The organism is Pseudomonas sp. GW822-FHT02G04, assembly GCF_058802085.1.
The window spans coordinates 73,810-87,005 of the sequence record NZ_JBXANU010000023.1 but is presented as its reverse complement, the minus strand read 5'-3'; the positions used below and the strand labels follow the sequence as shown (position 1 = coordinate 87,005).

The window sequence follows — 13,196 nt, the reverse complement described above, 5'->3', positions numbered from 1 at the left end:
GAGTCACTACTCCTCAAGGATCAGTCGTCGCAATTGCTCGACCACATAGTCCTGTTGTTCATCGCTCAGCAGAGGAAACAGCGGCAGGCTGATGGCCTCGGCGTAGTAACGTTCGGCCTGGGGGAAATCCCCCTCGGCAAAACCCAGGTCGCGATAGTACGGCTGCAAGTGCAGCGGAATATAGTGCAGGTTCACACCGACACCGGCTGCTCGCAAGCCTTCGAACACCTGTCGATGACTGAGGTTGATCCGCTCCGTCTGCAAGCGCACCACGTACAGATGCCACGCCGATTCTGCTTCAGGCTGCGCGCCGGGCAAGGTCAGCGGCAAGTACGCCAGCAACCGGTCATAACGCGCCGCCAGTTCGCGTCGACGCTCGATAAAGCCATCGAGCTTGTTCAACTGTGACAGACCAAGGGCCGCTTGCAGGTCGGTGATCCGGTAATTGAAACCCAGCTCCACTTGCTGGTAGTACCAGGGGCCGTGGCTGGGCTCGGTCATCTGCTCGGGGTCACGGGTCATGCCGTGGCTGCGCAGGCGCAGCAAGCGCTCGGCCAGTTCCGGGCGATTGGTCAGCACCATGCCGCCTTCGGCGCTGGTGATGATCTTCACCGGGTGGAAACTGAACACGGTCATCGCCGCGAATTCACCGCAACCCACCGGGCGCCCGGCATAAGACGCGCCGACCGCATGGGAGGCATCCTCGATCACCGTGAAACCGTAACGCTCGGCCAGTTCGGCAATCATGCGCATATCGCAGCTCTGCCCGGAGAACGCTACCGCCACCAGCACTTTCGGCAGCTTGCCGTCGCGCTCGGCGATTTCCAACTTCGACGCCAAGGTGTAGGCATCGAGGTTCCAGGTCAGCGGGTCAATGTCGACAAAATCGACGTCGGCGCCGCAGTAACGACCGCAATTGGCCGAGGCCAGAAAGGTGTTCGGCGTGGTCCATAACCGATCGCCCGGCCCCAGGCCCGCGGCGAGACAGGCAATGTGCAACGCCGCAGTGGCATTGCACACCGCCACCGCGAAATCGGCCTGGCACCGCTCGGCCATCGCCTGTTCGAAACGCTCGATGGTCGGCCCTTGGGTCAGCCAGTCAGACTGCAACACGGCGACCACCGCATCGATGTCCGCCTGATCGAGGCTTTGCCGACCGTAGGGAATCATGCCGACAGTTCCGCGTGCAGGTCGGCGATCTGGCCGACTGACAGGAAGTGCGGGTTGGTATCGGAACGGTACTCGAAATCTTCGCCCACCGGCCGGCCCTGCTCACCCAGTTTGTCCACGGCAAAATCCACGTCGACGCTGGTGAAACGGATCGACGGCTGAATGGTGTAGTGATCGTCGAACTCCAGGGTCATGCGCGCGTCGTCCAGTGGCACCATCAGCTCATGGAGTTTTTCACCCGGACGAATGCCGACGTGTTTGTGCGGCAAATGCTCAGCCATGCCCTGCGCCAGATCGACGATGCGAATCGACGGGATCTTCGGCACAAACACTTCACCACCGTGCATGCGGGCGAAGCTGTCGAGCACAAACTTCACGCCGTGATCGAGGGTGATCCAGAACCGCGTCATGCGCTCATCGGTGATCGGCAGCTCTTTGGCGCCCTCGGCAATCAGTTTGCTGAAGAACGGCACCACCGAACCCCGCGAGCCGGCGACGTTGCCATAGCGCACCACGGCAAACCGGGTCTGTTGTTCGCCGGCAATGTTATTGGCAGCAACGAACAATTTATCCGACAGCAGCTTGGTCGCGCCGTACAAGTTGATCGGGCTGGCAGCCTTGTCGGTGGACAGCGCAACGACTTTCTTCACGCCGTTGTCGATGGCCGCGGCAATGATATTTTCCGCGCCGTTGACGTTGGTGCGGATGCATTCGGTGGGGTTGTATTCCGCCGCCGGCACTTGCTTCAGCGCCGCGGCGTGCACCACGTAATCAATACCGCGCATGGCCTGACGCAAACGGTCGGCATCACGCACATCGCCGATGAAGTAACGCATGCACGGCGCGTTGAACGTCTGCTGCATCTCGTACTGCTTGAGCTCATCGCGGGAGAACACCACCACCCGCTTGGGCTGGTATTGCTCCAGCAAGCGGCGGATGAAGTTACGCCCGAATGAACCGGTGCCGCCAGAGATGAAAATCGATTTACCGTTGAACATGCCTTGAGTCCTTTTACCTGTCAGCCAGGCTTATGCGAGCAACTGCGCCCAGTTCACGCTGGTCGGTTCGCTGAGAGTAAAGCCCTTGCCGGTCAAGGCCAGGTTCTGGTTACAGGCTGGATCCTGTTCGAAGCGCGATTGCCACTTGTCACGCAGGGCCGCGGCAACTTGTGGAGCGTGCGCCAACACGCCCGGATGCTGGATCTGCGCCTGTGGGCACCATACCGTCAGGTACCCGGCATCGGCGACTTTCAGGCACAGGTCAATATCGGCAAACGATGTGTCGAAATGCTCTTCATCCAGACCGCCGACCGCTTCGAGCAGCTCCTTGCGAATCATCAGGCAGGCGCCGGACACCGCAGAGTAGTTTTGCTCGACCTGATGACCGAACAGATAGCCCCTGGTGTCTTTGCTTTCACCGACAAACGCCGAACCGATCAGACCGTTGAGGCCTAAAATCAACCCGCCCTGGGTGGTGACACCACGGCCATCTACCAATTTGGCCCCGACAATCCCGACTTCCGGACGCTGGGCCTGATTGAGCAGGCTATCGAGCCAGTTGGCGCTGACCACTTCGGCTTCGGCAGAAAACAGCACCAGGTACTCGCCTTTGGCCTCGCGGCTGGCGAGGTTGTACAGCGCCGAATCGCTCAGCCGCTGTCCGCTGCGCAGCACACGAATCCGCTCGCCCTTGCCTTCCAGGCTGCTCAGCCATTCGGCCAGTTCTGGCGATTGGCTGTGGTTGTCGACAATCAGCACTTCATGACGTTGATAGCGAGTACGCTGCAGCAGGCTGATCAACGCTGGTTGCAGCTGCTCAAGGTTGTCCTGACTGTGGAGGATGATCGACACCATCGGCCGTTCGCCATGTTGATAGTCGATCTTCCAGGTCTGCGGCAACGCCGAGCCGACCTGGGCGCGGTAGCCACGGCTGGCCAGATGACGGGTCAGCACTTGACGCTCATGGGCATTTTCCTGCGCAGGCGCTGCGTTGCAGATCAGCAGTGGCTCGGCCAGATGCGCAAGGCCTCCCAGCCCGCCGTCTTCGATCAGACGCAACAGCAGGTCGAACTCCAGCGCCTCGGTGCACTCACTGGAGAAGCCCTTGGCTTGAACCAACACATCGCGCTGGATCAACCAGTGCCGCGCCATCAGCGAAGGCACGGTTTGCAGCAGATCGAGGTTGACCCCGGGACGGAATACATCCGCCAGCGCTCCGCTCGGCTGGCGCTGGACTTCGTCCATCGCCACCGCGCGCACACCTTCGGCGCCGATCAGCTCAAGACTGGCACGCAGCAGACCGCTGGCAGTGAACTGGTCACCGGCTTCGGCCAGCAACAGCCAGTCGGCGGTGGACTGGCTAACGATCTGGTTGATGCGCTCCACATAGTTGGTCGCGCTGACCTTGACGAAGTGTACTGTGTCACGAACGCTGGTAGTGGCCGGTAAATCGCCGGTGGTGAATACCACCACCTTGAAAGCCTTGCAGTGGCTGCTGACCAGACTGTCGAAGGTTGCCTGAAGCTTGACCATGTCGGCGTCCAGATCCAGCAGCAGAATGCCGAATTGCGGGCCGCCGTTGTGGTTGGCCAGATGTCGGGCAATGGCCGGCAGTTGCGCGGCATCGGGCTTGCGTGCATCCAACCAGTCGAGCAGACGCCCGGACGGCATGTTTTCGAACAACTTGCGGTCTTCCTGCCCTGGCACGGAACTCAAGCGATCCAGCCAAGCCTGCAATTTGAGCCCTTCTTCATGCTCTTCTGTGTCCAGCAGCGACTTAGCCAGGCGCTTGACCACCTCGCGGTTGAACATGTTCAGCGTGAGCGCCTCCCAGAGCCGCGCACGAAGAGTGCGCTCGTTGTCGCTGGGGTGGACGCGCATCAGTTCACGCTGCTTGAGCAGCACGCCTTCCAGTTCCTGAAGCTGCACCCGCCCAGCCGGCATGGCGTGCAGCAAAAACTCAAACTCGGTCAGCAGATCGAACATCGGCTTGTTGTAAAACGGCATCTCGACAAACTGCTCGGGTGCAAACGAGCGGACCGGCTCCTTTCCTGGCTCAACCCAGGCGGAGCGAAAGATTGGTGTGCCTGTGAGTGAGCGACCTTCGAGCAAGCATTGAGCCATCTCGGTGAAGCTGTTCAGCGCAATCTGCTTGACCACAACCGGATCCTGACCACTGAACAGCGTTGGGATCGAAGCCAGAAACGCGGCAAACTGCTCGCGCTCGGCAACGGATTTTGCATCCTGGTACGCCAGGACGGTCAATACGTTGGTGTTGTGATCCGAGTTGCCGTAATTCACCTCGCGCACAGCAAAAGGAATCGGAAGGATCCGCGCCTTGGCACAAGCCAGCAGGTAGAACGTATGACCAATCTCCTGCCACTCGAAACTAGTACCAGCCGGCAACTGGTTGTACCACTGCTGCAGGAGGTCGGTACGGGTCACGGCGTAGAACGGGGGCAAGAATTGCCCCATGAACTCCATGACCCGTGTTTCAGGTTGCGGCGAGTTGAAGTCTTCCTGCACCCGCTTGTCACGGCGGTAGTAGGTCACTTCGGCAGCACGAGTCAAGTACATCATCCCGTAGCCATGGCATAGGCCATAGTCAGGATTGGCATGCAGAAATTCGACCGATGCGGTCAGCGCGTCATGAATCAGGAAGTCATCGTCGGCGGCGAACACCATATAAGGTGTAGTGACCTGATTGACACCATAGGTCAGTTTGTCCTGCAGGCCTTTGTAGGTGTACTGCGGCAAATGGTGATAATCGGCCGACGGGAAATCGGTCGCAATGCCCTCATCGCACTGCGCGGAAGAGTCCAGTACAAGTACCTTGGCGGGATAGCGGCTGTAGTACTGCAAGGTGCGCCGCAGGAACGCACTCCGGTTGTGGGTGATAACCACCACCGTGAACAGCTCGTTCAGCGGTGTCACGTTGGTTTGAGTGCTGCTTTGAACCTGCATTTTCCTATCCCCACAACCGGCCGATCGCCAAGTACCTGAAGCTGTTTTTGATTAACGAACGCGACGCAGATAGCCGTCCGGCGCCACGGTGATCAGCAGTTTGTTTTGCATCTGCTGGTCGATCTCGAAGTCCTTGTTTTCTTCCAGATACTTCCACACCGCGGTTTTCGGGTTATCGCCCGGGCCCCATGGACGATCCGGGAAGAAATCGGCTGGCATGTCTTCGACCACGGTGTCCATGACCACGCAGTAGCTGTCTACCGAAACCAGTGGTGCGTACAGGCGCAGTTCCTCCAGCACGTGATCGTGGGTGTGGTTGGAATCCAGCACCAGGATGACTTTCTTGCCTTCGGCGGCAGCGCGCACTTTGGCGGCGATGGCCGGGTCGATGCTCGAACCTTCGATCATCGAGATGCGCTTGCTCATCGGGTGGCTTTCGATGGCTTCACGGTTGTGCGGGCGAATGTCGAGATCAATGCCCAGCACTTCGCCGTGGCCTTGCAGCTCCAGCAAGGAGGCGTAGTAGATGATCGAACCGCCGTGGGCGATGCCGCACTCGATGACCAGGTCCGGTTTGACCTGCCAGATGATTTCCTGCATCGCCATCATGTCTTGTGGCAGCTGGATGATCGGACGGCCCATCCACGAGAAGTGGTAGCTGTACTTGTGCTTGGCCGATTCGTTGAAGAAATCCCGGGCCAGGCCGGTGAGTTTCTGGTCGTCACCCTGCTGGGCGATCTGTTCCCGGCATTCGGCTTCGAAGGCTTTATTGATGGTGTTGTCGGTCATTTTAGAATCTCAATAGTCACTGGAACGAAGCGCTGTCGACGGCGTGATAGACGTAGCGTCCACCGGTCATCCGCTTGATTTCTTCGAGGTAGTTGGAGTTCATCACAAACAGGTTGGCGCCTTCGGGCAAGGCATCCATGGCCTCTTGCGGCGAAGACACCCGCACGCCACTCAGGGGCAGATAACGTCCCTGTTTGGCCGGGTTGATATCCACCACGCGATCCACCGCCACACCTGCACGTTGCAGGAACAACGAATAAATCACGCCTTTGGACGAGGCGCCCCAGATCGCCGAACCTTGCTCGGGCGCCGCTTGAATGATCTGCACCGCGCGCTCAAGGCTGCTGGTGAAACCGTCCGGCAACGCCAGGCGTGGCACCGGTTGTTCCGGCGTCAGGCGCAGCGTGGCCAGGTCGGCGACGATGTACAGGTATTGGCCACCGAACAGGTGACCGGCCTCGTGCACGGCGCCGAACATCCGGCGCAGGTCATCGAGGCGGAAATAATTGACGTGCTCGTAGAACAGGTCGAACCAGGCGCGGTGCTCGAGAATCCAGTCGAAGCACGGCACTTCGATGTAGATCTGCCCGCCCTGATTGGCCTCGGCCATCTCGGCGAGAAAACTCACCGGGTCCTGGATATGTTCCAGCACATGCCGCAGCACGATAGCGTCCGCCGACAGCCCCAGGCCGCGGGTGAACGGCGCCTTGATCACGTCGGCGTTGTCGCCTTCGTAGGCCGGATCGATGCCGGTGATGGCGTAGCCCAGGCCTTTGAGCAGCTCAAGAAAGTAGCCTTTGCCGCAGCCGACTTCGATCAGTTCCTGCCCCTTGAAGTGACGGGCAATGATCCCTTCGACATCGCTCAAGTGCTTCTGGAACTGGCCGGAGTGCGCCTGCTCGTTCTGATAGTCGGCGTCGTAGCTGAGCTTGTCGGCGTCGAAGGCCTGATTGAAGATCAGCCCGCTCGTCTCGTCCTGCACCAACAGCATGTCGGCGCTGGCCGATGCCCTGGCCGACTCCGGGTCGGCAAAGGTGCGGTTCTGCAACACCGGCAGGTCGGCGACCCGATACAACTCATGCCTCATGCTCTGCTCCCAGTAGCTGTTGCAAGCGGTCCGCCACGCCCCAGAACGCCATCGGTTCATGGGTCGGGTATGGGTAATGGCCCAGGTTCAAACGGATCGACGCGCCACGCTCACACAACCGCTGCTCGACCAGCGCCCTGACCGATACTGGCTGGCCGCTGGAACAATTGATCACGCCATCGAACTCACGCTGTTGCAGGATCGCGGCGAGGTAATCGGCGGCCGTGTCGATCGCCAGGTAATCGCGCAACTGCTCGCCGGCCGACATGTTGAAACTGTCGTCCCCGGCCTCGATTGCCCGGTCCAGTGCCGCCAGTAAACTGTTGGGGTTTTGCCCGGCACCGTGCAGGTAAAACAGCCGCGCCCATTGCAGGGTGAAGGGCTGTTGGCGCTGCAGGTTTTCGAGGAACAGACGCAAGGTGTTCTTGGCCAGCCCGTAAGGGTTACTCGGCCGCGCCTCGGTCTGCTCGCTGAGCGGCCCGCTCTGCAGGCCGTATTCGAAACAGGTGCCGGTGACCAACACCTGCGACACGCCCGCCTCGACCGCGCCTTTGATGAACCGGTAATCGGCCATCAGGTTATGCTCGAAATGAAACAGCGCCTGATAATTCGGCAACCCCGGCCAGGCGAGATGCGCCAAGGCATCGACGCCATCGGTCAGCGCGGCTAAGTCCAGGTCGGCGGCATGAACATCCGCGGCCACGAATTCCACTGCGTTGATCCACGGCAATTGCGCGGCGGTCTCGGCGTTACGCGCCACGGCCCGCACCTCGCAGCCACGGGCGAGCAAAGCCGCGACCAGATGTTGGCCGACGAACCCGGTGGCACCGGTCACCAGCACCTTCACAGTACGGTCAACTCAGGCACGGCGATCACGAAACGGCCGCCCCACTGACGTACTTGCGCCAGTTGCTGACTGACTTCGTGCAACAGGTTCCACGGCAACACCAGGATGTAATCCGGTTTTTCCAGATCAATCTGCGTCGGCGAAACGATCGGAATGCGACTGCCCGGCAAGTATTTGCCCTGCTTGTGCGGGTTGGCATCGGCCACCCAGGCCAACAGGTCCGGTTTGACCCCGGCGTAGTTGAGCAAGGTGTTGCCCTTGGCCGCCGCGCCATAACCGACCACGCGCTTGCCGTCAGCCTTGGCCTGCAACAGGAAACGCAGCAATTCGTGCTTGATGCCCTCGGCCGCTGGCGCCAGGGTCGCGTAGTACTCGGGGGTTTTCACTCCCGCTGCCAGCTCGGCCTGCAACTGCTGTTGAACGGCTGGCTGCACCTCACGGCGAACACCGTCGGCACGCTGGACGAACACCCGCAACGAACCGCCATGGGTCGACAACTGGCTGACGTCGAACACTTCCAGGCCATTACGCTCGCACAAGGTCTGCACGGCGGTCAGGGACAGGTAGGAATAGTGCTCGTGATACAGCGTGTCGAATTGCTGCCCGGCCATCAGCGTCAGCAGCTGCGGAAACTCGAACGTTGCCACACCGGTCGGTTTGAGCAAGGTGGCAAAACCACCGAGGAAATCATTGATGTCCGGGACGTGGGCCAACACGTTGTTGGCGGCCATCAGGTCGGCGGCCCAGCCTTCGTCGTTCAGCTGCGCGGCGGTGTCGCGACCGAAGAACAGTTCGCGAATCTCCAGGCCTTTTTCCCGAGCCGCTTGCGCGGTGCTACGGGTCGGTTCAACGCCCAGGCAAGGGATGCCGCGCCCGGCGACGTACTGCAACAGGTAACCGTCGTTGGCGGCGATTTCCACCACGCGGCTGTCGGCAGTCAGGCCGAAGCGTTCGACCATCTCCGCCACATAGCGCTCGGCATGGGCCAGCCAGGTGCTGGAGAACGAACTGAAATACGCATACTCGGCATCGAACAGGCTGTCGGCGCTGGTGTAATCCTCGGTCTGCACCAACCAGCACTGCTGACACACCGCAACCTTCAATGGCACCCATTGCTCGGCTTGTTCCAGGCGATCCGCGTGCACATAAGCATTGGATGGCGGCGAGGTGCCGAGATCGATCAGAGGAAGGCTTAGCGGTGCGGCGCACCCACGGCAGTTCATAGACGCACTCCAGCGAAGTGTTCATCTAGCAAGGGATGGCTGGAATCCCTGGCTGACAGATTATTGACAGGCAACGGCCAGGCAATCGCCAGCCGTGGATCGTTCACCGACAAACCGCCCTCGTGCGCAGGCGCGTAATCGGCGCTGTGCAGGTAGAGCAATTCGGCGTCATCGGTCAGCGTCTGGAAGCCATGGGCGAACCCGGCCGGGATCAGCAGGCTGCGACCGTCACCGGCCTTCAGGTGCTCGGCGTGCCAGTGCAAGAAAGTCTCGGAGTCAGGGCGCAAGTCCACCGCCACATCCCAGACCTCGCCGCGCAGGCAGGTAATCAACTTGGCTTCCGGCGCATTGGAATTTTGATAATGCAGACCGCGCACACTGCCCCGTTCCCGAGTGCAGGAGTGGTTGATCTGGCGGATTTGAAACGGCTGGCCGAAAGCGCTCAGGCTGCCTTCGCAAAACAGCCGGGCGAAATGTCCGCGATCATCTTCGAAGCGTTTGTGCTGCACGCTGAACAGTCCGGCCAGCGGCAAGGTCTTCAATAAAAACTCGCTCACAGCGCGCCTCGATACAGGTTCAACTGACGCAGGGTGATTTCACGCATGTCATCACCGTTCTGCCACGCCAGGTGCCAATCGAGGGTCTGGGTCAGGCACTGCTGCAACGACCAGCGCGGTTGCCAGGCCAACAGTTGACGGGCGCGACTGCTGTCCAGACGCAACAGGCCAGCTTCGTGCAAATCACTCGGTTCGATGCGCAATCCGCGCGCTTGCGGCCAGCGGTTGGCGAGCAACTCGACCACTTCGCCGACGCTGCACATGTCCGCTTCGCTCGGGCCGAAGTTCCACGCGCCGGCAAACTGCGGGCCTTGCTCATAGAGGCCAGCGGCGAGTTGCAGGTAACCCGCCAAAGGTTCAAGAGCGTGCTGCCATGGGCGCACGGCCTGCGGGTAGCGCAGGGTCACCGGCTGGTCGGCCGACCAGGCCTTGAGCACATCGGGAATCAGGCGTTCAGGCGCAAAGTCGCCGCCGCCCAGCACGTTGCCGGCACGCGCGGTAGCCAGTGCCAAGCCATGTTCGGCGTACTTGTCGGCCGGGAAAAACGATGCGGCGTAAGACTGCGCCAACAATTCGCAGCAAGCCTTGCTGCTGCTGTAAGGATCGTGACCGCCCAGGGCTTCGTCTTCGCGGTACGGCCACAGCCATTCCTTGTTGGCATAGACCTTGTCGGTAGTCACCAGCACACAGGCGCGAACGCCACCGACCTGGCGGATCGCTTCGAGCAGGTTGAGGGTGCCCATGACGTTGCTGGAATAGGTGCCGAGCGGATCACGATAGCCTTCGCGCACCAGCGGTTGGGCCGCCAGGTGCAGGACGATTTCCGGCTGCACGTCGGCGATCAGTTCCAGCAAGGCGCCGAGGTCACGCAGGTCGCCGCGCTGATCGTTGATGCCCTCGTGCACCCGCGCCAGTTCGAACAGGCTCGGCTCGGTGGACGGATCGAGCGAAAAACCGCTGACCTCGGCACCGAGGCTTTGCAGCCACAACGTCAACCAGCTGCCCTTGAAACCGGTGTGGCCGGTCAGCAGCACCCGTTTGCCGCGCCAGAACTCTGGACTCAGGCCCATTGCTTCCATGGGGCCTCCCCGCTCTGCCACAGCGCTTCGAGGTGGTTCTTGTCGCGCAGGGTGTCCATCGGGTGCCAGAAGCCTTCGTGTTCGAAAGCCTTCAACTGTTCGTCCTGGGCCAGCCGGGTCAATGGCTCGGCTTCCCAGGTGGTCTCGTCACCGCCGATGTACGACAGCACTTTCGGCGACAGCACAAAGAACCCGCCATTGATCCAGCCGCCGTCGCCACGGGGCTTCTCGGTGAAACCGAGCACCTGATCGCCGTGACGCTCCAGGGCGCCGTAACGGCCTGGCGGTTGTACGGCGGTGACGGTCGCCAGACGACCGTGGGCGCTGTGGTAGCCCACCAATTGACGGATATTGATATCGGAGACGCCGTCGCCGTAGGTGAAGCAGAACGCCTCTTCATCTTTGAGGTAACGGGCGGCGCGCAGCAAGCGGCCACCGGTCATGGTTTCCTCGCCAGTGTCGATGAGGGTGACGCTCCACGGCTCGCTGTAGTTCTGGTGCACGTCCATGCGGTTGTTGCGCATGTCAAAGGTGACGTCGGAGGTGTGCAGGAAGTAGTTGGCGAAGAAGTCCTTGATCGCATAGCCCTTGTAGCCAAGGCAGATCACGAAGTCATGAATCCCGTGGGCGGAATACTGTTTCATGATGTGCCAAAGAATTGGCTTGCCACCGATCTCAATCATCGGTTTGGGCTTGAGGTGCGACTCTTCGCTGATGCGCGTGCCCAGGCCACCCGCCAGAATTACTGCCTTCATCGTCTCCCCTCTTGTTCTTCACAGAGCTCGGCCAAGCTATTTCAAGCTTTTGCGGGCTGTCTGGCTAAAACGCTCTACCGTGTCAGACGCTGGCGTACCGGCCGCAAGCGCTCGTTTTATGGCGATATGAGGGGGACTTGCAGGAAACGCGCCAGCTCGGTGGGCCCCGCGTCGTCGGCGTCATCCAATAAAAAGGGGAACCGGGTCAATCACGACCAGATTCCCCAATTACTTCAAAGAAGACCTTCACTCCATTACGAGTGAAGATCCAAAACCTCAACCAAACAAATCGAACGCGTCACCATTGGCGGTCTTGAAATGCTCAATGGTAGTGAAGCCTGCGTACCAGTCCTGCAGTTTCACACCATGGTCGGGCACAGCGCCTTGAGTATCAAAGCGATCGTAGAGATAGAGATCATTATCAACTCGCATGAGCTGCAAGTCGGCCGCGGAGTTGACATTGTTCAATATCAGCGTGTCATTGATGCTCGTTCCGTCATCGCGGATAGTCACCAACTTACTGGTATTAACGGTATAGGTATCATCGCCCTCTCCACCGTTGGCAAAGCCTCCAGATTTCATGTTCCAGGCGAATTCACCCTTCACGTTCAGGGTCAACTTGTCATTGCCGACGCCGCCGAGCAACACGAAGTTGTCACCGGTGCCGCTCAAGATATCGTCGCCGTCACCGCCATCGGCCGTGCCGCTGACCACCGTGAGGCTATCGTTGCCAGCTTCGCCAAAAGCCATGGTTCCACGATCATCGGCAGCACTGGTGATGACATCGCCACCATTGCCGCCATACAGCATGTCGGCCTGAGGCCCGTTTGCTACACCGCCAAGGGAGAATGGCCCGATCTGGGAGTACAAACCGCCGTAGATGGTATCGCCACCTTCGCCGCCATAAACCAGATCATTGCCCAGACCACCCTCAAGGTAGTTCCCGGCCGCATCACCGGTCAGCGTGTCGTCGAAGTGGCTGCCCACTACGCGTTCGATGTTGAGCAAGACGTCGCCTTGCGCATCGCCACCCTGAGTGACCCCGGTCTGTAGGTTGATATTCACGGCAGTTGCGCTGTTGATGTACCAGGCACTGTCCAGCCCTTCACGCCCATCGATCCGGTCGGCACCGGCGCCACCGATGAAAATGTCGCTGCCTGTAGATCCCGACAGCGTGTCGTCAAAACTGCTGCCCTGGAAAATTTCGATCCCGGTGAAGGTATCGCCAGCGGCATCGCCCGCATTGACATTGGTTTTCAAATCGATTGTCACGGCGCTGGTGGATTGTTCATAGCTGGCCATGTCCTGACCGGCTGCGCCGTCCAGCCCCATGGCGGTGGCGCCACCGATAAAGATGTCGTTGAGCGTGGTCCCTCGGAGGATTTCGATATCGACGTAAGTATCGCCAGCCGCGATACCGGAGTGGATGCCTGTCATCAAGTTAAGGGTCACCGCTACGCTACTGTCACCATAGCTAACAACATCCACACCGGTGCCGCCGAAGAACTGGTCTGCACCGCCACCACCAAACAGCACGTCATTACCGGCACCGCCGGTGATGATGTTGTCGCTGGCGTTGCCGTAACCGGTAAAGGCTGCCGCCCCGGTATACGTCAGGCGCTCAACGTTGGCCGCCATGGAGAAAGTGGCGTAGCTGGTACGGATCTCGTCGTTACCGCCACCCACCTGCTCGATGATCGTGCCGCCAGAACCGTTGATGATGTAGA

Annotated in this window: 11 protein-coding genes; all 11 read right to left on the bottom strand. The window is 60.2% G+C overall.

Annotation, left to right across the window (positions count from 1 at the left end; all coding sequences use genetic code 11):
* Positions 1-6: 6 nt before the first annotated feature.
* Entirely contained in the window at positions 7-1,170 is a 1,164-nt protein-coding gene (pseC, locus tag AC1RO5_RS24070; protein ID WP_493178025.1) for a UDP-4-amino-4,6-dideoxy-N-acetyl-beta-L-altrosamine transaminase, read from the bottom strand.
* Complete coding sequence (pseB, locus tag AC1RO5_RS24065) at positions 1,167-2,168, bottom strand: UDP-N-acetylglucosamine 4,6-dehydratase (inverting) (protein ID WP_019579558.1); 1,002 nt, start codon at positions 2,166-2,168, stop codon at positions 1,167-1,169. Before pseB ends, pseC begins: the two co-directional genes overlap by 4 nt.
* 30 nt (positions 2,169-2,198) lie before the next feature.
* A complete protein-coding gene (locus AC1RO5_RS24060; RefSeq protein WP_493178023.1) occupies positions 2,199-5,132 on the bottom strand; it encodes a TIGR00180 family glycosyltransferase in 2,934 nt (977 codons plus the stop codon).
* Between the two features lie 51 nt (positions 5,133-5,183).
* Positions 5,184-5,921, bottom strand: a complete 738-nt coding sequence (locus AC1RO5_RS24055) for a cephalosporin hydroxylase family protein (protein ID WP_493178022.1) — start codon at positions 5,919-5,921, stop codon at positions 5,184-5,186.
* A 16-nt stretch (positions 5,922-5,937) separates the two neighbouring features.
* Complete coding sequence (locus AC1RO5_RS24050; RefSeq protein WP_493178021.1) at positions 5,938-7,008, bottom strand: class I SAM-dependent methyltransferase; 1,071 nt, start codon at positions 7,006-7,008, stop codon at positions 5,938-5,940.
* Complete coding sequence (locus AC1RO5_RS24045) at positions 6,998-7,855, bottom strand: NAD-dependent epimerase/dehydratase family protein (protein ID WP_493178019.1); 858 nt, start codon at positions 7,853-7,855, stop codon at positions 6,998-7,000. Before AC1RO5_RS24045 ends, AC1RO5_RS24050 begins: the two co-directional genes overlap by 11 nt.
* Positions 7,852-9,078 carry a methyltransferase domain-containing protein gene (locus tag AC1RO5_RS24040; RefSeq protein WP_493178018.1) on the bottom strand — a complete coding sequence of 409 codons (1,227 nt, stop codon included), beginning with the start codon at positions 9,076-9,078 and terminating at the stop codon, positions 7,852-7,854. The genes AC1RO5_RS24045 and AC1RO5_RS24040 overlap by 4 nt, the downstream gene beginning before the upstream one ends.
* On the bottom strand, positions 9,075-9,635 hold the full coding sequence (locus tag AC1RO5_RS24035; protein ID WP_493178017.1) for a dTDP-4-dehydrorhamnose 3,5-epimerase family protein: 561 nt from the start codon (positions 9,633-9,635) through the stop codon (positions 9,075-9,077). Before AC1RO5_RS24035 ends, AC1RO5_RS24040 begins: the two co-directional genes overlap by 4 nt.
* Positions 9,632-10,714 carry a CDP-glucose 4,6-dehydratase gene (gene rfbG, locus AC1RO5_RS24030; protein WP_493178016.1) on the bottom strand — a complete coding sequence of 361 codons (1,083 nt, stop codon included), beginning with the start codon at positions 10,712-10,714 and terminating at the stop codon, positions 9,632-9,634. Before rfbG ends, AC1RO5_RS24035 begins: the two co-directional genes overlap by 4 nt.
* Positions 10,696-11,469, bottom strand: coding sequence for a glucose-1-phosphate cytidylyltransferase (gene rfbF / locus AC1RO5_RS24025; RefSeq protein ID WP_493178014.1), 774 nt, complete (start codon positions 11,467-11,469; stop codon positions 10,696-10,698). Before rfbF ends, rfbG begins: the two co-directional genes overlap by 19 nt.
* Before the next feature lie 276 nt (positions 11,470-11,745).
* Positions 11,746-13,196, bottom strand: a 1,451-nt coding sequence (locus tag AC1RO5_RS24020) for a calcium-binding protein (protein ID WP_493178013.1), incomplete at its 5' end; no start/stop codon positions are given.

Bases quoted from the DNA above. Each gene is read 5' to 3' on its own strand.
- pseC (WP_493178025.1), bottom strand. From the start codon at position 1,170: ATGATTCCCTACGGTCGGCAAAGCCTCGATCAGGCGGACATCGATGCG.
- pseB (WP_019579558.1), bottom strand. From the start codon at position 2,168: ATGTTCAACGGTAAATCGATTTTCATCTCTGGCGGCACCGGTTCATTC.
- AC1RO5_RS24060 (WP_493178023.1), bottom strand. From the start codon at position 5,132: ATGCAGGTTCAAAGCAGCACTCAAACCAACGTGACACCGCTGAACGAG.
- AC1RO5_RS24055 (WP_493178022.1), bottom strand. From the start codon at position 5,921: ATGACCGACAACACCATCAATAAAGCCTTCGAAGCCGAATGCCGGGAA.
- AC1RO5_RS24050 (WP_493178021.1), bottom strand. From the start codon at position 7,008: ATGAGGCATGAGTTGTATCGGGTCGCCGACCTGCCGGTGTTGCAGAAC.
- AC1RO5_RS24040 (WP_493178018.1), bottom strand. From the start codon at position 9,078: ATGAACTGCCGTGGGTGCGCCGCACCGCTAAGCCTTCCTCTGATCGAT.
- rfbG (WP_493178016.1), bottom strand. From the start codon at position 10,714: ATGGAAGCAATGGGCCTGAGTCCAGAGTTCTGGCGCGGCAAACGGGTG.
- rfbF (WP_493178014.1), bottom strand. From the start codon at position 11,469: ATGAAGGCAGTAATTCTGGCGGGTGGCCTGGGCACGCGCATCAGCGAA.